Origin of the sequence: Pseudomonas bijieensis (assembly GCF_013347965.1) — a bacterium.
In the GTDB taxonomy this organism is placed as follows: domain Bacteria; phylum Pseudomonadota; class Gammaproteobacteria; order Pseudomonadales; family Pseudomonadaceae; genus Aquipseudomonas; species Aquipseudomonas bijieensis.
Genome location: NZ_CP048810.1, coordinates 67,334 through 86,528, shown reverse-complemented (window position 1 = coordinate 86,528; position 19,195 = coordinate 67,334). Strand labels below are relative to the sequence as shown.

The following is a 19,195-nucleotide window of genomic DNA, read 5'->3' as shown; positions in this document are numbered from 1 at the left end:
GCCAAGCGTTGCGATACAGCAAGGGCCCCATGCGCCCTTCCATACTCTCAACCGCACAAGGATCAAACTTCATGAGCCTGGATATTTTCTGGTTCCTTCCCACCTCCGGCGACACCCGCTACCTGGGCCATTCCGGCAGCGGCCGGCCGGCGACCAACGCCTACATGCGCCAGATCGCCGTGGCTGCCGATCAGCTCGGCTACGATGGCCTGCTGATCCCCACCGGGGCCAGTTGCCTGGATCCCTGGGTGACCGCTGCCAGCCTGGTTCCGGTGACCCAGCGGATCAAGCTGCTGGTGGCGCTGCGCACGTCGCTGGGTAACCCCACGGCCTCGGCGCGCCAGGCCGCCAGCCTGGATCAGGCCAGCGGAGGCCGCCTGCTGCTCAACGTCGTGCCGGGCGGCGATGCCACCGAACTGCAAGCCGACGGTGTGTTCCTCACGCACGACGAGCGCTATGACGCCTCCGACGAATTCCTGACCATCTGGCGGCGTCTGCTCCAAGGCGAGACCGTCGACTTCGACGGCAAGCACTTGAAAGTACGTGGCGCCCAGAACTTCTTCGCCCCCGTGCAGCAACCGCACCCGCCGCTGTACTTCGGCGGTTCATCAGAGGCCGCCCACGAATTGGCGGCCAAACATGTGGACGCCTACCTGACCTGGGGCGAACCACCGGCTGCCGTGGCCGAGAAAATTGCCGACGTGCGCGCCCGTGCCGCCAGGCATGGGCGCAGCGTGCGCTTCGGCGTGCGCCTGCATGTGATCGTGCGGGAAACCAGCGAAGCCGCCTGGGCCGCCGCTGACGAGTTGATCAGTCACCTCGACGACGCCACCATCGCCGCCGCCCAGGCCAACTACGGCAAAATGGATTCCGAAGGCCAGCGGCGCATGGCCGCGTTGCATGGCGGCGACCGCAACAAGCTGGAAGTGGCCCCCAATCTGTGGGCCGGTGTCGGCCTGGTCCGTGGCGGTGCCGGCACCGCCTTGGTGGGCGATCCACAAACCGTCGCCGCACGCCTGCTCGAATACGCCGAGCTGGGTGTCGACAGCTTCGTACTCTCGGGCTACCCGCACCTGGAAGAAGCCTATCGCTTCGCCGAACTGGTGTTCCCATTGTTGCCGGGCAAGGGCAAGGTCACCGTCGAAGGCGCCTTCACCGGCGGCGCCTTCGACGTTCGCGCGGGCAAGGAGAAAGTCGCATGAAAGTCATCGATCTACGCTGTCGCCCGGCCTACCTGCACCCCTTCTTCGGCGGCGTGCCGGGCTCGCCCGAACACGCCGTGGCGCGCTGGCTCAACCGACGTGTCGGCACCCGCGGGCCGGACGATCACTTCGAGCGCTCGCTGACCCCGCAGGGTTTTCTCGCCGAAGTACGGGATGCCGGCCTGGACAAAGCCGTGGTGGTCGGCCGCCACACCCCGGGGCAACACCTGCCGAATGAACGCATCCGCGAAATCGTTCACGGCCACGACGAGTTGATCGGCATCGGCTCGGTAGAACCGGTGCTGCAGGGAATCGAAGGCGCCCTGGCGGAAATCGACCGGGCGATCGACCAACTGGGCCTGGCCGGCATCGACCTGGAGCCGGGTTTCGCCGAGCCGGCCCGACACCCCGACGACGCACTGTACTGGCCGATCTACGAACATCTGCAAAAGCGCGGTATCCCGCTGTTCCTGATGAGCGGGCCGACCACACCGGACCCGAGCTACAACGACCCGGCACGCCTGGCTGCTGTGGCTCGGGCGTTCCCGGACCTGACGATCGTCGTTTACCACGGCTACTGGCCCAATGTGCAGCAGGCCCTCGGCGTTGCGTTCCGCTTTGAAAACATCCACCTGGTGCCGGACATGTACCTGTTCCAGCCGGGCAGCGAGGGTTATGTGCAGGCCGCCAACGGCTACCTGGCCGAGCAGTTGTTGTTTGGCTCTTCCTACACATTCCGCCCAATCCGCCAAAGTATCGAAGATGCCCTGCAACTGGGGTTCAAGGACGAGGTGCTGGAGAAGTTCTTCCACGGTAACGCGCGCAGGGTGTTAGGGCTGGCCTGAGCCGACGTCGACTCTGTTTCTCGTTCAGCATTTCCTGCGGTTAAAACCCTGCCGCAGGAAACCCGGGGAGTGCTCCAGCACTCCCCGGATCCATTCACCTACCCAGCCCATTTCCTTGTCCGTCGGCCAACGCAGCGCCATTGAGGTAATGGTCGCCAAGCAGTCGACGTTGAGTCAGCAATGCCGGCTCGGGGTTTTCCGGCAAGGGCCGCGGCAAGCTGCGACCGGCCAGTTCGAAGTAGACATGGCCGGCCAGGCGCGCCGATTCAGCGGCGGCCAGGCGAAAAGCGATGGCGGCCGACTGGGACTCGTCGGCGTGCGCCAACAAGGCATCGGCAGCGTCGATGCGGATGCGCAGTTCACCGACCGCGGCGATCACCAGGGCCTCATGACGAGCGCTCTGCGTACGCAGGTAGTCAAGCAGCGCCGCCTCGACATGACGGGCATGGGCCAGGTCGCTGCGGCCTTGAGAATGTAAGTTGGACATGCGCGATACCTCAGTTCCAGGAATGACGTTGCGGCTTGATGCCGTTGAGAAGCTGATTGCCGACCAAGTGATATTTCCAGCGCACCGGATCATGCAGGGTATGAGTCCGCGCATTACGCCAGAACCGATCCAGCCCCTGGCTGGCCGAGACGCTGCGGGTGCCGCCCAACTCCAACAGGCGGCTGGAAGCCTCCAGGGAAATCTCGGTGGACAGCACCTTGGCCTGGCCGACGATTACCGAGGCCTCGGCAACCCGTTCTTCGCTGGGCTCGGCGACAGCACGGTCGACCGCGTGCGCCGCGCGCCGCAGGATCGCTTCGGCCGCTTGCAGGCGCCAGGCCAACTCACCAATCAACGCTTGGCCGAGCGGGTCCTGCCAGCCGTGTTGCAACCCGCTGTCCACCCATGGACGCGCCTGGCGTGCCACGCGCAAGGTCTCGGCGAAGGCGCCACGGGCAATGCCGGTGTCCACCGCAGCCTGGATGATTTGTGAGATCGGGCCGTCGGAGGTGGGCTGGTCATAGGCCTTCCAGGCCGGCACCACGTCGCTCGCCGGCACCCGCACTGCGTCGATGCGCACCTGACCGCTGGCAGTGATGCGCTGACCGAAACCGTCCCAACTGTCGATCACTGTCAGGCCTGCGGCATCGCGCGGAACGAGGGCGATATGGACGTGCCCCACCTCGTCCACCCCAGCGACCGGCACGATGTGGGCGAACAGCGCACCGGTGCAGTAGGCCTTCTCACCGTTGAGTACGGCGGTGTCGCCATCGAAGCGGATCTGCGTCTGGAAGGTGGTGACGTACTGGCTGCGCGCCTCGGAAAAGGCGTTGCCGAAGCGATAACCCTGCAGCACCTTGGCGTAGTAGCGGCGCTTCTGCTCCTCGCTGCCGGTCAGGCTGAGGTTGCTGAGCACGCCGAAGTGGTTCTGCGGCAACTGGCCGAGGGACGGGTCGGCAGCGGAAATGATCGCGATCACTTCACTGAGGGTGGCATAGGACACCTCGGCGCCACCGTAGGCCTTCGGCACGCGGATCGCCCACAACCCGCTCGCGGAAAAGCGTTCGAGTTCTTCCCAGGGCAGGCGCCGCTCGCGATCGCGCAGGGCAGCCTCGCGGGCGAAATCCTCGGCCAGGCGCTGTGCCACCTCGATGGCCTCGGCGTCGCTACGGATGATATGGGCCGGGCTCCGCGGCGCCGGGCTGGTCTGCTGAGGCAAGTCGGAAGACAGTGAGTGGGTCATGTGCTACTCCATGCATAACGGGTTCTCCAGGGCTAAAGCACAGCCCGTACCAATCTTAAAAGCGCTTTATATTCAATAGGTTGAGTAAATACCCGAGTACGTGCGAAAGCCCCGGGAGCGGCAAACTGTCGATGGACTGTTGCCCAGCGAACAGTTGCGTCACACCCCATCAACGAGCCTTTCCACCCAGGTAGAAATGCTGGATGTCTTCCCGCGCCGCCAGCTCCGTGGCGTCGCCCTCACCCACCACCCGCCCGTTCTCCAGGATGTAGGCATAGCTGGCATGGCGCAGGGCGACATTGATGTTCTGCTCGGCCACCAGAAAGCTCATGCCTTCCTGGGCATTGAGCTGCGCGACGATGGCAAAAATCTCCTCGACGAGGATCGGCGCCAGCCCCATCGAGGGTTCATCGAGCAGCACCAGTCGAGGCTTGGTCATCAGGGCCCGGCCAAGGGCAAGCATCTGCTGCTCACCGCCCGAGGTCAGCCCGGCCTGGGTCTTGCGCTTGGTCTTCAGGCGTGGAAACCAGGCGTAGATACGCTCCAGATCCTGCTCCAGCTCCCGTCGTGTCGGCTTGCGCAGGAAACCACCGCTGCGCAGGTTGTCCTCGACAGTCAAGTGGGCGAATACATGTCGTCCCTCCAGCACATGGACGATGCCCTGGCGCGCCAGCAGATTGGCCGCAACCCCGGCGGTGTCCTGTCCCTGGAAGACAATCCGTCCACGGCTGACTTGCGCCCGATCGGCCTGGACCAACCCGGAGATGGCCTTGAGCGTGGTGCTCTTGCCGGCCCCGTTGGCGCCGAGCAGGGCGACGATGTCACCCTGTCCGACCCGCAGGGAAACCCCGGCCACGGCGAGGATCGCGCCGTCGTAGATCACTTCGATGTCTTGCACCGCCAGCAACTCTCTGTTTTCGGTGCCGGCAAGGGCCGCGTTGGTCATGATTCCCTACTCCTTGGGCGCGGTCGCGCCCGGTTGTGTTTCGATTTACCGAACCGAGTGCATGGCTACAGCGCCGCGCAATCGCGGGCGGTCACACCCTTCTCTTTCGCATATTCGGCGGCCTTGGCATCGATCAGTGGCCGCAACGTCGCGCGGTCGGCCTGGACCCAATCGGTGATCAGCTTCCACTGCTGGCCGTCCCATTGCTGCACCTTCGCCGCGCCACCGCCCTCGTGGTCGCTGCATGACAGCTTCAGCGGCTGCATCAGCCCAAGAAAACCGATTTCCTTGAGGCGTGCATCGTTGAGGTCGAGGTGCTCCAGGCCCCAGCGGCCCTCCTCACCGTTGAGCGGACGATTGCCGAAATGCTTCTGCCCGGTGCGGATCGCCTCGACGGCAATGGCGGCGTTCACCAGGCCAGAGTTGTAGTAGACGCTGCCGAAGCTCTTCGGATCCTTGAGGTCGCTCTTGCCGGTATCGAGAATGTACTGGCGCAGGCGCTGGTGAATATCGAAGTCGGCGCCGCCCGGATAGGGCGTCAGTGCCAGGTAGCCCTTGCCTGCTTCACCGGCCGGCAGCACGTCTTCGTTGGAACTGGCCCAGATGTCGCCGACGATGCGCTCCACCGGGTAGCCGAACCTTGCGGCGGTCTTGATCGCCACCGGCGTGGACACGCCCCAGGTCCGCAGGAACACCCAATCCGGCTTGAGCTGGCGCACCTGGCGCCACTGCCCGGCCTGCTCATTACCTGGGTCGGCCACCGCGATCTGGATGTTCTCGAAGCCGTATTTCTGCGCCAGCAGCGCCAGTGGCCCCTGGGTTTCCCGGCCGTAGGCGGAGTCGTGGTAGACGGTGGCGATCTTCTTGCCCTTGAGCTTGTCCAGCCCGCCCTCGCGCTCGGCCACATAATTGATGAACGCCGAAGCCTCGCTGTAGAACGTCAGCATGGCCGGGAAGTTATAGGGAAACACCCTGCCGTCGGTGGCCTCGGTGCGGCCATAGCCGAGGGTGATCAAGGGAATCCTGTCGGCGGCGGCCTTGTCCGCGAGGGCATAGGCCGCTGGCGCGCCATTCGGCTGGTAGACCGCCACCGGCGCGCCATTGAGGCCGTTCTTGAAGCGCTCGTAGCATTCGATGCCCTTCTCCGCCGTCCATTCGGTCTCGCATTCCTGCCAGACCAGCTTGACGCCATTGATCCCGCCTTCCACCTCATTGATGTAGCGCAGGTAGTCGATCATTCCGGCCCAGACTGGAATGCCACTGGAGGCATAGGCGCCGACCCGGTAGGTGGCCAGGGGGAAGAACTGTTCGTTGGCCGCCTGGGCGGCCGGTACCAGCACCGCGCAGGCGCTGAGCGCCAGGCCAACGACGGCGAGACTACGTTTGAGGGTTGCATGCATGATTTTTTTCTCGGCTTGAGTGCCCGACCGCGCCATGGCAGCCGGACGACAGTTATCGACGGCGGCTCATTATTCGCGGGCGCAATCACGCGCGGTGATGCCCTTCTCCTTGGCGTAGGCGGCAGACTTGGCTTCGATCAATGGGCGCAATGTGGCGCGGTCGGCCTGGACCCAGTCAGTCACCAATACCCATTTCTCGCCATCCCATTGCTGCACGCGCGCCGCGCCGCCGCCCTCATGGTCGGAGCAGGACAGTTTCAGCGGTGGTAGCAGGCCTTCAAAACCGCTGGCCTTGAGCCGCGCGGCATCGATGTCCAGGTGTTCGAAGCCCCAACGCGCTTCCTCGCCGTTGAGGGGGCGATTGCCAAACTTGGCCTGGGCCGTGCGCAGCGCCTCGACCGCAATGGCCGCATTGATCAGACCGATGTTGTAGTAGACCTTGCCGAAATAGCTGCGGTCCTTGAGGTCACTCTTGCCGGTATCGAGGATCGACTGGCGCAGGCGCTTGTGGATCTCGAAACCGTCGCCGCCCGGAAACGGCGCAAGGGCCTGGTAGCCCTTGGCGGCAGGGCCCGCCGGGATCACGTCGGCCTCGGAGCCGGCCCAGACATCGCCAATGATGCGGTCTACCGGGATGCCGAACCTTGCGGCGGTCTTGATCCCCACCGGGGTGGAGACGCCCCAGGTCCGCAGGAACACCCAGTCCGGCTTGATCTGCCGCACCTGGCGCCATTGCCCGGATTGTTCATTGCCGGGATCGGCCACCGGAATCTGGATGTTCTCGAAACCGTACTTCTGCGCCAGCAAGGTCATCGGTGCCTGGGTTTCCCGGCCATAGGCGGAGTCGTGGTAGACGGTGACGATCTTCTTGCCCTTGAGCTTGTCGAAACCGCCCTCGCGCTCGGCGATGTAGTTGATGCCCACCGAGGCCTGGCCGTAGTAATTGAGCAGTAGCGGGAAGGCATAGGGAAACACGCTGCCGTCGGTGGACTCGGTACGCCCGCCAGCGCCGTCGATCAGCGGGATCCGGTCCGCCGCGCCTTTCTCCATCAGCGCATAGGAGCCCGGCGTACTGTGGGTGAAGAAGAACGCTGTCGGCGCGCCGTCGAGCCCGCCCTTGTAGCGTTCATAGCACTCGACGATACGGTCGACGTTCCACTCGGTCTCGCACTCCTGCCAGACCAGCTTGACGCCGTTGATGCCGCCTTCCACTTCGTTGATATAACGGAAATAGTCGATTTCCCCCGCCCACCAGGGGATGCCGCTGGAGGCGTAGGCGCCGACCCGGTAAGTGGCCATGGGGATGAATTGCTGGTTGCTGGCAGCCTGGGTGATGGTCGGCAGCAGGGCCTGGACACCGGCCACGAAAAGGCTGGCGAACAGGAGGCGAGGCAAGGTTCTACGCATGGTCTGTACTTCTTGTGCAGTGTTGGAAACCTCCTTTCCCTGGGTCGGGTCAAGGTCTGTTGGGGCGTGGGTCGGCGCTCAGAACCGCAGCGGCCAGACCCTGATACGTTCGCGCAGGTCACCGAGCAGGCGGGCCAGCCCTTCCGGCTCCTTGATCAGGAACCAGATGATCAAGGCGCCGAAGAGCACTTTCTGCAGGTTCTGCAGTTGCCCGGCATCGACGTTGCCGTTGAACAACCATTGCCCGGCGTGGCTGAGCAGGATCGGCACCAGGCTGATGAAAGCCGCGCCGATGAAGCTGCCGGCGATGCTGCCCATGCCACCGATAATGATGATGAACAGAATCTGGAATGAACGATTGATGTCGAAGCTGCCGGCACTGGCCGTGCCCAGGTAGGCGAAGGCCCAGAGCGCCCCGGCGATTCCCAGGTAGAACGAACTGACGGCAAAGGCCATACGCTTGTCGCGCTCGACGGCAATCCCGATCACCGCGGCAGCGGTGTCCATATCACGAATGGCCATCCAGTTGCGACCGACCTGGCTGCGCACCAGGTTGACCGCCACCCAGGTCAACAGCACCACACAACCGAGGGTCAACAGGTAGCGACCGACCGGGGTGCTCAGGTCATGGCCGAACAACTCCAGGCGTGGCGCGCTGATGGTGCCGGACGAGGCGTAGTTGTAGAACCAGGGGAACTTGGCGAACACCCACTCCAGGAAGAACTGCGCGGCGAGCGTGGTGACCATCAGGTAGAAGCCCTTGATCCGCGAGCTGGGGATGCCGAACAGCAACCCGACCGACCCGGCGATCAGGCCGCCACCGAGCAGTGCCAGGGGTAACGGTAGGCCAGGCACCCGCAGCAAAAGGCCATAGGTGGCGAACGCCCCCACCGCCATGAAGCCGGCGGCGCCGACCGACGTCTGGCCGGTGTAACCGGTCAGCAGATTCAAACCCAGGCCGGCCAGCGACAGCACCAGGAAAGGGATCAGGATCGCGTTGAGCCAATAGTCGTTGCCCAGCCATGGCAGACCGACAAAGGCCACCAGCAGCAACAGCAGCAGGCCCGGCCGCCAGCGCCGACGCACCAGGGTCAGCGGTGCTTCGTCGAAACTGGCAGTCAGGCGCGGAACAGTAGCGGTCATGGCGTCATACCCGTTCAATGATCCGGTCGCCGAACAGGCCGGACGGACGGATGTAGAGGAAGATCAAGGCGAGGAAGTAGGCGAACCAGGGCGTGATGCCTCCGCCGATCAGCGGGCCGATGTAAGCCTCGGCGAGGTTCTCGGCGGCCCCGACGATCAGCCCGCCGACAATGGCCCCGCCGATCGAGGTGAAGCCACCGATGATCAGCACCGGCAACGCCTTGAGCACCACCAGCGAGAGCGAGAACTGCACGCCCTGGCGCGCGCCCCAGAGCAGTCCGGCGACCAGCCCGACCACCCCGGCCACGGCCCAGACGATCTGCCAGATGCGGTTGAGGTTGATGCCCAGCGACAGCGCCGCGCGAGTATCGTCGGCCACGGCGCGCAAGGCGACACCGATGCGGGTCTTGTTGAACAGCACGGCCAGCACCGCCACCGTCAGCGCGGACACTCCAGCGGCGATCAGGTCGAACTGGCTGACCATGATCTCGCCAACGAACAGCGGAACGTCCTCAATGCCCAGGTCCAGCGCGCGCACCTGGGCACCCATCAGTCCTTGGGCCAGGCCTTCGATGATGAACGACAGGCCGAGGGTCGCCATGAACAAGGTAATCTGCGAGCGGTTGACCAACGGCCGCAACACCAGGCGCTCGATCAACAGCGCGCCGACAATCATCACCAATACCGTCAGGACCAACGCCAGGGCAAAGGACAGGCCCTGTTCACGCAAGCTGACAAAGGTCAGCGCGGCGAACAGCAGCATGGCGCCCTGGGCGAAATTGAACACGCCGCTGGCCTTGTAGATCAGCACGAAACCGATGGCCACCAGCGAATACAGAGTGCCGGCCAGCAGCCCGCCGATCAGGGTTTCCAGAAAGAAATTCATGAATGAGGCGCTCCCAGGTAGGCAGCGATCACCTCGGGATTGGCCTGGACTTCGGCCGGCGAGCCATCGCCGACCTTGCGTCCGTAGTCCAGCACCACCACATGGCTGGACAGGCCCATGACCACCTGGATGTCGTGCTCGATGAGAATCACCGTGGTGCCAAGATCACGATTGATGTCGGCGATGAAGCGGCTCATGTCCTGCTTCTCCTCGGCGTTCATGCCGGCCATCGGCTCGTCGAGCAACAGCAGCGTCGGCTGCGCGATCAGCGCCCGGCCCAGCTCCACGCGTTTCTGCAAGCCATAGGCCAGGCTGCCCACGGCGACGTCGCGCCAGGCCTGCAATTCGAGGAATTCCAGCACCCGCTCGGCCCGCTCGGCGAACGCCCGCGCCTCGCGCCGGGCACGCGGCAGGCCCAGGGCCTGTTCGAGAAAAAACGTTCGTTGGAAACGCGACAGACCGGTGAGCAGGTTGTCCACCACACTCATTTTCTTGAACAGCGCATTGTTCTGGAACGTCCGGCCGATGCCGAGCCTGGCCGCCTTCAGTGGATGCGGGCGGCGCAACGGTTCGGCGGCGAAGAACAATTGGCCGGCGTCGGCCCGGTAGACCCCGTTGAGAATGTTCAGCAGCGAACTCTTGCCCGCGCCGTTCGGCCCGATCAGCGCACAGATCTCGCCAAGCTTTACGCTGAACGAGAGGTCGGAAATCGCTTTCACGCCGCGGAACGACAGCGACACATTGCGCACCTCCAGCAGCGCACTCATGCCGCTCGCTCCAGGTACTCCTGCAACCACGATTGACGCGCCGGGCCGTGTAGCACCACGTCAGCGGGCGCGCTCGGCACCTCGATCCGACGCAGCCGCTGAAAGCCCAACAGGTGCCGCACCCGCGCCTTGAGCCAGCGGCGCAGGCCACGCCGTGGATCGTTCAAAGTCCATTCGCACAGGCGCCGCCGCCAACTGCCTGGAAGTGGCAGGCGAGCTTCGATTTCCGCGGCCAGCGATTCGACTCGCGCGGCGGACAGCAGCAAGGCGGTCGGGGCGATCTCGCGGCGATCGCGGCTGGCTGATTCGCGGTTTTCCGGAAACGCCAGGCCTTCGCCGCCCTCCAGCCAGCGACTGAACAAGTGGGCCAGGCCATCGCGCCATTCGGTGCCTTCATCGACCCACACCACCGCGTCCTCGGCGACCTGGGCCCAGCCCTGGCGTTGCGCTGTCGGCGCCTCAGTGACGAACAGCACCGACAGCGACTGCACCTGCCACAGGCCGCGACTCGCCACACTAACCTGGGCCGAATACAACCGCAGCGGCCAATCCTCATCCAGGCCGCACTGCAGCCAGTGCGACACGCTTTCGCGGCGCTGGACAAAAGCGAACGTCGGACGGATCAGGCGTAACTGGCGTTGTAGCGCCTCACCACGACTGTCGCGGTCGATCACCACGCTGTGTCCGCCCAATTGACGCGCCGCCAGTGCCAGGATCAGCAGGCTCGGTTCGAAGGCACCACTGAGCGCCAACCGCGCGCCAGGGGCAAAGCCTTGCTGGCGCAAGCCATCGCAGACACGCTCGACCTCGCGTTGCACATCGATCCAACGCCAGGCCTTCCAGAGGCCGAGGCGCCGATGGCGCAGGGCGATCTGCGTCGGTCGCTCCCTGGCCCAGCGTTGCAAGGCCGCCAGGGCGCTGTCAGTCACTCCGTCGGACAGTGGCGAATTGAGCTCAAAGACACTCATGGGCTTACTCCTCACCGGCCAAGGCCGGCTCAGCGAGGTGGTTGTGCCGGACCAGGCGCTTCAAGTCCCGGTAGCCAGCACCAGGGTGGTTGGCGGGCAGTCGCGGACCGTCGCCGAACAGCTTGTCGCGCAGCGTGCCTGGGCGGTATTCAGTCTTGTACGCACCGCGTCGTTGCAACTCGGGCACCAGCAGTTCAACCACATCGTGGAAGGTTTCATGGGCCAGGACGTAAGCCAGGTTGAAGCCGTCCACGTCGGTGTCCTCGACCCAGGCCTGCAGCTCGTCGGCCACGGTTTGCGCACTGCCGACGATCAACGGGCCGAACCCGCCAATGCCGACCCAGTCGGCCAGTTCCTGGACGGTCCACTGCTTGTCCGGGTCAGCGGTAGAGAAAGTTTCTACCGCCGACTGGATGGCATTGGTATGGATGTGCTTGAGCACTTGGTCGGGCCGGTACTGACCGAAGTCGATGCCGGTCCAGCCGGAGATCAGCGCGAGCGCGCCCTCGTAGCTGCTGTAGGATTTCAGTTCCCGCCACTTGGCCTGTGCCTTGGCGTCGGTCTCGTCGACGATCACCGTCTGCAAGTTGAAGATCAACACCTTGCGCGGATCGCGCCCGGCTTCGGCGGCGCGCCGGCGTATGTCGGCCACGGTCTTTTTCAGGATCACCTTGGACGGTGCGGCGACGAACACACATTCCGCATGGCCGGCGGCGAAGTCCTTACCACGACTCGACGCGCCCGCTTGGTAGAGCACCGGCGTGCGTTGCGGTGACGGCTCGCAAAGGTGGATGCCCGGCACCTGGAAATGCTTGCCCTGGTGACGGATCTCGTGGACCTTGCTCGGGTCGCTGAAAATCCCGCGCTCACGGTCGCGCACCACCGCACCCTCCTCCCAACTGCCTTCGAACAACTTGTAGAGCACCTCCAGGTATTCGTCGGCGTAGTCATAGCGCGCATCGTGATCGCTCAGCGCCTTCTGCCCGAGGTTGCGCGCTCCGCTGTCGAGGTAAGAGGTGACGATGTTCCAACCGATGCGGCCCTTGGTCAGATGGTCCAGCGTGGACAAGCGACGGGCGAAGGGATAAGGGTGTTCGAAGGTCAGCGAGGCAGTGAGGCCAAAGCCCAAGTGTTCAGTCACCAATGCCATCGGCGTGATCAACGCCAACGGATCGTTGACCGGCACCTGGGTCGCCTGGCGGATGGCGGCATCGCCGTTGCCGCCGAGCACATCGTAGATACCGATCACATCGGCGATGAAGATGCCGTCGAACTTGCCGCGCTCCAGCAGCTTGGCCAGGTCAGTCCAGTAATCCAGGTCCTTGTACTGCCAGGCGCGATCCTTGGGATGCCTCCAGAGACCGGGCGACTGGTGACCGACACAGTTCATCTCAAAGGCATTCAAACGAATTTCACGTGGCATGGGAACTCCTGCTCGATAGATTCAGCACCACTTCCCGGTGCTTCTCACTGCTCTATCAACACGATTCGTGCCAAGTAATAATTCGTTTATTTACAAACAGTTAGACATGCATCCAGGCAGTGGAAATGCCTGCACGGGGACAACCTTGTTGATCAACTGTCTGGTGGCAGACAGTGTGCAGCCAATTCGTACAAGAAGCTCCTCACGCCTATACCGAAATTCCTCAAAGATTTAACTTGACGCATCAGATTACGACCATCATATTCGGCCAGAATATTATGACCATCATGTTATTGACGAGACGTTACAGCGTGATGCTCACCCCAGCAACGCCGCGGGCCGCAGACTCAGGTTGAGGCACGCCATCCACCAGCGCAGGAAATGACGTATGGAAGCCCGGACTTCATTGGCGATTGCCGATACACAACCCCACGCCTCCACCCAACCCTTGACCGGTAAAGTCGTGGCACTGCTTGCCGGCCTCGCGGCGATCAGCATGCTCTCCACCAACATCATCCTTCCGGCGTTTGCGGACATCGGTGAAGATCTGGGCGTGACCGCTCGCGAGCTCGGCCTGACGCTGTCCAGCTTCTTCATCACCTTCGCCTTGGGTCAACTGGTGGTCGGGCCACTGGCCGATCGCTACGGGCGCCAGAAACTGGTGCTGGGCGGCCTCTCGGTATTCGTTGTAGGCACCGTCATCGCCGGTCTTGCCAGCACGCTCGATGTATTGATCGCCGGACGCGTCGTGCAGGCGCTGGGCGTATGCGCAGCCTCGGTGCTGTCGCGCGCCATCGCTCGGGATCTGTTCGAAGGCGAGACGCTCGCCCGCGCCCTGTCGCTGACGATGATCGCCACTGCCGCGGCGCCTGGCTTTTCGCCGCTGGCCGGCAGCGTCCTGTCCGTCACGCTCGGCTGGCGTGCCGTCTTCATCCTGGTCGGGTTGGCCGCCGTTGTACTGGCCTTTTTCTACGTGCGTGACCTGGGAGAAACCCATCCCGCCGATCGCCGGGCGCCGCACTCGGCCAAGAGCGTGGTCCTCGCCTATCGCCGATTGGCGCTGGATAAGCGCTTCATCCTCCCTGCCCTTTCAATGAGCCTGCTAATGAGTGGCTTGTTCGCATCGTTCGCGGCGGCACCTGCCATCCTGATGAAAGGTATCGGCCTGACGTCGGTGCAGACCGGCCTGTATTTCGCCTCTACGGTATTCGTCGTGTTCGCAGCCGGCATGGCGGCTCCGCGCCTGGCGCATCGTCATGGTGCCCGGATCATCACACTGCTGGGCATTGCCTGCGCCATGACCGGCGGTGGCCTGCTTCTCGTCGGTCCGGCCGCGCCTGGTCTTGGATGGTATGCCCTCTCGATGATCACCTTTTTGTGGGGCATGGGCCTGGCCAATCCGCTGGGTACGGCAATCACCATGGGACCTTTCGGCAAAGAAGCCGGCATGGCCTCCGCACTGCTGGGGTTTCTCTCCATGGGTGCGGCAGCGCTGACCACCTGGCTGGCCTCGGTCTTGAGCTTCGCGCCGGTCACGACGCTGGGCGGGATCCAGGCGACGGCCTGCCTGGTGGCACTGGTATTGTTTCTCTTGCGGGGCAGCCGTTGAAGATGGCCGTTGTACTCCGAGCGTTACACGCTCCGATCAATACACGGGCCAGGTTTCGACAATTTTCCCACCGCGCACGGCCAGCAAATCGCCAAATTGCAGCAGCACGGATTCCGTCTGTGTCGGCCGCAAAAACACCTGGTCTTCCACATCCAGCCCTACGGCGGGTGAGCCGTTGACCATTTCCTGGTTGGAACTGCGACCATAGAGCTCGTTGCTTTGAAGCCCCGAAGGGGACTCGAACTCGGCCATCCAGTTGCCGCCATAGATAAAGAATGTCGCGCGCTGATTAGGGTCCCACCAAGAGAACAATCGGGACTTGTCATCCAGGGCTGGAAAATTCACGGCTCCAGTACTCTTTAGCACTGGCGTTGCGATGAAGGCCGCCGGCACATGCTCGGCCAGCGATGGCAGGTCGTAATGGGTCGGTTTGAGAAACGCCGTCCCCACCGAGACCTCGCTGCTCAAGCGTTCCTGCTCATGCATGCGGTAGCTGGGGCTGCCGGCGGTATTGAGCGTGAGCCCTTCGTGCCAAAGCGCCGGGAAACGCTCCCGTAGGTAGCGCACATGAGCGTTGTAGATGACCATCACCTTGTCGAACAACGCCTGGGACGAACCGAGGACCTTGGGCACACCCATGCCGACAAACGGGTCATACCCCATGAAACCGGCGAATTCGAGATGCTGCGGATGGGCACTGATCAGTGTCAGCATCTCGCCGAGCACCGTTTGGTCAGCGACACCGCCGCGATGCAGGCCGACATCCAGCTCGATATTGACCCGCATCCGGATGCCCAGGCCTTGCGCCAATGCCAGGTAATCCATCAGTCGCTGGGGCGTATCGAGCAGCCATTGCAGTTGCCTGGAAGGGTCGAAGGTTCCCTTGTGGGTTTGGTAAAACACCTCGGCCGAGCGCACCGGTAAAGGTTTGCCGAGCAAGATATCAGCCTCGGGAAAGGTCACTGCATCGTGATTGAGGAACGGCTGATGAAACGACATCAGCCGCCGGGTATCGGTACGTTTGGCGATGTAGGCCAACAGCCCCGGGGATGGCAGGGATTTCTCCACCAGGCGCAAGTGTTTACCGGCGCGTGTGACGGATTGCATGACCACATTGATGTTGTGATCGAGCAGGTCGAGGTCGATGAGCATCACCGGTCGCATCGGCCCATGGGTCTTCAGCTCCTGGTTCAGCGCGCGGAAATACTCATTGTAAGGGCTGCCCCGATCACTCGGCCGCAACAGCACCCCCGCCCCGACCATCAATGCCCCCACTCCCGCGGTGCCGAGCATAAAGGTTCTACGATTCATCAGGACGCTCCCTCGGCGTGCGCAGTCAGTTGCACGTTACGGCAGCAGCATCAGGCTGTTGAGGCTATGGGCGGTCAGAAAGGGGACTTTGGCGGCCATGCTTTGCCAAGCCCGCAACCACAGCGGCGCCCCCAGAACTTACAAATACCCAACTGAACTATCTCGCAGTTGCGCTCGCACAGGTTTCTTGTAAAAAAAACGCGCGATTACATACACCCGGGATAGTTTTTCGTCCCACTCCAGAAATGAATGAAAGATTAAATCTCCCACAGCAGTTGACAGCTCAATGGACGCATTGGTAATTTCACCGCACTGCCAATTATTCCCGCAGTGTTTAGCCAAGACTGGGATGTCTAAGAATGTACTATCACCTTTCTGCTATCAGTTCCTCCCACAGCTATCCCGATAGCTGCTCCCCGGCCATTCTGGCCATCTTCAAAAGCAATATCTGGCGTCGCTAATCCAGCGAAGACCGGAGCCTGTCTGCTGCCTGCCAGCAACGTCCTGATCTTTCCCCACTGAGCTCGAAGACGCTCGCGCCTTGTGCCCTGCGCATCGCCTGGCTGCAATCCATTGCAAGCCTGGTAATGCGCGCGACATGAACAGCGTCCGTCCCGAATATTCAGAATATCCGTCAACACGTATTTAAAGTGCCTGCGCGCTTTATATTCCCGTGGTGCTCTCTTAATGGAGTGCCTGAATCGTTGCACCTTGAAAATGGTATTAACCGTGAATAAAAATTTAATTGCCGTGAATGTTCTTCATCACGAAGAACGGCGACCTGCGGATGCACTTGGCATATATGCAAATGCACTGGAACAATTGGGTCGCGAATCTGTTTTCATTCTTGAATCACTGTCCGGTCCAAGCCGTGATCGCCGGGCGACGATCATCGGGCTCGAGCCGCTTTTCGAAGTGTGCATCAACGAGGGCCGGGCACAACTGCAAGGCTGCGCCGCCCTGTGCGAGCATTTGTCCGCCAGCCTGCGGCAAGCGGGCGTGCAGGTCGACCCGGCATACACGATCCATCTGCCCGACAGTGAGGCGGCATGGAACCTGCTCCGAGCTATCCAGGCGACATTCCAGCCGGCGCCCTACGCCCCCACCAGCCTGGCCTTCTTCGGCTATTTCTCCTACGACTGCGTTCGTCTGATCGAGCGGCTTCCCGACCTGGCCAAACAGACCTGCGACTACCCGCTCATTGCCCTGTCGGTCTATCAGACGCTGGTGTATTTCCACAGCAATGGCATTGTCGAAACCCTGATCAACAACCACGACCTCTGGACGCCCCGCACGCTGGAGGACTATCCCTTCCTGAGCACAACCCCAGCATGCGAAGCGCAGGATCCGCCATCGTATCCCGAGGCGTTCGAGGAAGAACGCACGGTGTCCCCGGAGCAGTTCGTCGAGCGTGTCGAAGTGGCGATGGAGCACATCCGCGCCGGCGACGTCTACCAGATCCAGCTCGGCCATGAGGTTCGCATCCGCTCGCAGGTTTCGCCGTTCGCTGTGTATCAGAACCTGCGCCTTCGTAACCCCTCCCCCTACATGTACCTGGCCCACTTAGGTGGCATCGATCTGATCGGCGCCAGTCCCGAGCTGTTCGTCAGGATCAAGGACGACTTGATAGAAATGCGCCCGATCGCCGGCACCGTCGGCAAGAAACCTGGCGTCGATCCGGCTCAGCTGGTCCTGGAACTGACCCGCTCGGAAAAGGAGCGCGCCGAACACCTGATGCTCATCGACCTGTGTCGCAACGACATTGGTCGCGTGTGCCAGGCCGGCTCGCTGGAGGTCGATGAATTCATGCTGGTGGAAGAGTACTCGCACCTCTATCACATGGTGTCCAACGTTCGTGGCCTGCTGCGCCCGGGCCTGGATGCCTACGACGTGATCAAGGCCTCGTTCCCCGCGGGAACCATGTCCGGCGCGCCCAAGGTCAGGGCAATGGAACTGATCGAGGGGATGGAAAGCAACCGCCGGGGCATTTATGCCGGGGCCCTTGGCCTGGTCGGTTTCGATGGCAGCGTCAACACCGCGTTGTGCATTCGCTCAACGGTCTTCGACGAGGGTACGTACCACTTGCGGGCATCCGCCGGCGTGGTGGCCGATTCGGTGCCCGAACTGGAGTGGAAAGAGACGCTGTACAAGATGGGTTCCGTCTACCGGGCAGTGACCGGCCAGGAGATCGCACTGTGAAAGTATTCCTGATCGATGCCTACGACAGCTTCGTCTTTATCATCAGCCAATACCTGGAACAACTGGGGCTGGAAACCCGCGTCGAGCGCCATGACGTGCCGGATCTCATCCAGCGCATCGAAGCATTCTCGCCGGACTTCTGCGTGCTGGGCCCAGGGCCTGGACATCCGGCCGACGTGGGCTACATCCAAGTGATCGAGCACTTTCAGGAGACCCTGCCGCTGCTGGGTGTGTGTCTGGGTCACCAGGCCATCGGCCTGGCCTTCGGTGCCCAGGTTTGCCGGGCCCTGCACGTGATGCACGGCAAGGTGAGTACGATCGAGAACGACGGCAAGGGCGTCTATGCCCACACCCAGGCACGCCCGATACAGGCCACCCGTTATCACTCGCTGATGATCAGCGACCAGCCATTACCCGACTGCCTGCAGATCACCTCGAGATCCACGGACGACGGCTATGTGATGGGTGTGCGCCATCGTCACCTGCCGGTGGAGGGAGTGCAGTTCCACCCTGAAAGCATCCTGACCGAAAACGGCCTGGACCTGTTCCGCAGTTTCATCCGCTGTTACGTGCACAAGTGACCCCACCAGGAAGGGGCATGCGCCCCTTCTCCAACCATTGACTCGCCGGCTGACGGGAGCCAGGAATGAGCACGATGGGTTGCTGCGACGCTCCATCCTCAGGAATATCCTGATGGCATATTCAACTCAGCGATGGCAAGCTTGCGACCGGCAATACAGGCCCGTGTGCAGTTGGGCAGCACGTTCATATCCGATGCTGGCTGCCATTCACCTCGGGTACCCATCACCTGTCACTCAACTGAACAAGGATGTCGGCATGAAAATCTCCCTTGGTATCGTCACCCTGGCCGGGTGCCTGTCCACCTTTTCTGTCTCGGCCGCAGGTCCGAGCCACAGCGATCTGTTCAAGGCCCTGGCGCAGTGCCAGGCCAGTGCGCAGCAAGTGAGCGAGTTCAATGGCCTGGTCGACGCTGAACAACTGACGCTCCCCAAGGATGAAGCCCACAGCCCGTGGGGCGGTGGCGCCTGGCAAGCCACCCCGGCGCTGACGGTGCACGGCGTGTCGTCGACCACCTTGGTGATGACCGACCGCTTCAGCTTCTTTCTCCAGGCCAAAAGCAGCAACCCGAAGGCCGATGCGCAGAAGCTCGCCAGCACCCTGAAACTGGAAAAGACGTTGGATACCGACGGCTATGTTGACTACCAGCGCGACCTCGGCAACGGCGCGACCCTGCGCGTGGTCTCCACGGAAAACAAGGACAGCGACCTCTATGTGGGTTGCAGCTACGAACAGGATGCTTCCTGAGGCCTGGCGATACCCTCTCCCGAGAATACCTAA

17 protein-coding genes are annotated in these 19,195 nt (G+C 62.7%); 6 read left to right on the top strand and 11 right to left on the bottom strand.

The annotated features are described in order from the left end of the window. Window positions 1–71 precede the first annotated feature (71 nt). Both ssuD and GN234_RS00370 read left to right on the top strand, forming a co-directional pair. Window positions 72–1,202, top strand: coding sequence for an FMNH2-dependent alkanesulfonate monooxygenase (gene ssuD, locus GN234_RS00375; RefSeq protein ID WP_109753260.1), 1,131 nt, complete (start codon window positions 72–74; stop codon window positions 1,200–1,202). Next, a complete protein-coding gene (locus GN234_RS00370; protein ID WP_163858123.1) occupies window positions 1,199–2,047 on the top strand; it encodes an amidohydrolase family protein in 849 nt (282 codons plus the stop codon). Before ssuD ends, GN234_RS00370 begins: the two co-directional genes overlap by 4 nt. A gap of 94 nt (window positions 2,048–2,141) precedes the next feature. Here the strand turns inward: GN234_RS00370 and GN234_RS00365 are convergent, their stop codons facing one another. The 10 genes from GN234_RS00365 to GN234_RS00320 form a co-directional block, all read right to left on the bottom strand. Beyond that, window positions 2,142–2,534 (bottom strand): hypothetical protein, encoded by a 393-nt coding sequence (locus GN234_RS00365; RefSeq protein WP_176687600.1) that lies wholly within the window; start codon window positions 2,532–2,534, stop codon window positions 2,142–2,144. A 10-nt stretch (window positions 2,535–2,544) separates the two neighbouring features. Then, window positions 2,545–3,777, bottom strand: coding sequence for an SfnB family sulfur acquisition oxidoreductase (locus GN234_RS00360; protein WP_176687599.1), 1,233 nt, complete (start codon window positions 3,775–3,777; stop codon window positions 2,545–2,547). 169 nt (window positions 3,778–3,946) lie between these two features. Beyond that, on the bottom strand, window positions 3,947–4,723 hold the full coding sequence (locus GN234_RS00355) for an ABC transporter ATP-binding protein (RefSeq protein ID WP_109753264.1): 777 nt from the start codon (window positions 4,721–4,723) through the stop codon (window positions 3,947–3,949). A gap of 65 nt (window positions 4,724–4,788) precedes the next feature. Further along, complete coding sequence (locus tag GN234_RS00350; protein WP_109753265.1) at window positions 4,789–6,123, bottom strand: ABC transporter substrate-binding protein; 1,335 nt, start codon at window positions 6,121–6,123, stop codon at window positions 4,789–4,791. Window positions 6,124–6,192: 69 nt separating this feature from the next. Next, window positions 6,193–7,530 (bottom strand): ABC transporter substrate-binding protein, encoded by a 1,338-nt coding sequence (locus GN234_RS00345; protein ID WP_163858115.1) that lies wholly within the window; start codon window positions 7,528–7,530, stop codon window positions 6,193–6,195. Between the two features lie 78 nt (window positions 7,531–7,608). Then, window positions 7,609–8,673: a branched-chain amino acid ABC transporter permease gene (locus GN234_RS00340; RefSeq protein WP_109753267.1), complete on the bottom strand. Its 1,065-nt coding sequence runs from the start codon at window positions 8,671–8,673 to the stop codon at window positions 7,609–7,611. A gap of 4 nt (window positions 8,674–8,677) precedes the next feature. Beyond that, window positions 8,678–9,559, bottom strand: a complete 882-nt coding sequence (locus GN234_RS00335; protein ID WP_109753268.1) for a branched-chain amino acid ABC transporter permease — start codon at window positions 9,557–9,559, stop codon at window positions 8,678–8,680. Next, complete coding sequence (locus tag GN234_RS00330; RefSeq protein ID WP_109753269.1) at window positions 9,556–10,326, bottom strand: ABC transporter ATP-binding protein; 771 nt, start codon at window positions 10,324–10,326, stop codon at window positions 9,556–9,558. The genes GN234_RS00335 and GN234_RS00330 overlap by 4 nt, the downstream gene beginning before the upstream one ends. After that, window positions 10,323–11,294 (bottom strand): AMP-binding protein, encoded by a 972-nt coding sequence (locus GN234_RS00325; RefSeq protein WP_116832734.1) that lies wholly within the window; start codon window positions 11,292–11,294, stop codon window positions 10,323–10,325. The genes GN234_RS00330 and GN234_RS00325 overlap by 4 nt, the downstream gene beginning before the upstream one ends. A 4-nt stretch (window positions 11,295–11,298) precedes the next feature. After that, window positions 11,299–12,717, bottom strand: coding sequence for an LLM class flavin-dependent oxidoreductase (locus tag GN234_RS00320; RefSeq protein WP_176687598.1), 1,419 nt, complete (start codon window positions 12,715–12,717; stop codon window positions 11,299–11,301). A gap of 388 nt (window positions 12,718–13,105) precedes the next feature. On the opposite strand from GN234_RS00320, the gene GN234_RS00315 reads away from it, so the two are divergent. After that, window positions 13,106–14,326 carry a multidrug effflux MFS transporter gene (locus GN234_RS00315; protein WP_109753272.1) on the top strand — a complete coding sequence of 407 codons (1,221 nt, stop codon included), beginning with the start codon at window positions 13,106–13,108 and terminating at the stop codon, window positions 14,324–14,326. Between the two features lie 36 nt (window positions 14,327–14,362). Here the strand turns inward: GN234_RS00315 and GN234_RS00310 are convergent, their stop codons facing one another. Next, window positions 14,363–15,568, bottom strand: coding sequence for a DSD1 family PLP-dependent enzyme (locus GN234_RS00310; RefSeq protein WP_163859019.1), 1,206 nt, complete (start codon window positions 15,566–15,568; stop codon window positions 14,363–14,365). 798 nt (window positions 15,569–16,366) lie between these two features. On the opposite strand from GN234_RS00310, the gene GN234_RS00305 reads away from it, so the two are divergent. The 3 genes from GN234_RS00305 to GN234_RS00295 all read left to right on the top strand — a co-directional run bounded on the left by GN234_RS00305 (window position 16,367) and on the right by GN234_RS00295 (window position 19,162). Then, window positions 16,367–17,836, top strand: a complete 1,470-nt coding sequence (locus GN234_RS00305) for an anthranilate synthase component I family protein (protein WP_233459505.1) — start codon at window positions 16,367–16,369, stop codon at window positions 17,834–17,836. Next, a complete protein-coding gene (locus GN234_RS00300) occupies window positions 17,833–18,417 on the top strand; it encodes an anthranilate synthase component II (protein ID WP_109753275.1) in 585 nt (194 codons plus the stop codon). The genes GN234_RS00305 and GN234_RS00300 overlap by 4 nt, the downstream gene beginning before the upstream one ends. Window positions 18,418–18,673: 256 nt before the next feature. Continuing rightward, on the top strand, window positions 18,674–19,162 hold the full coding sequence (locus GN234_RS00295; protein WP_109753276.1) for a hypothetical protein: 489 nt from the start codon (window positions 18,674–18,676) through the stop codon (window positions 19,160–19,162). Window positions 19,163–19,195 lie beyond the last annotated feature (33 nt).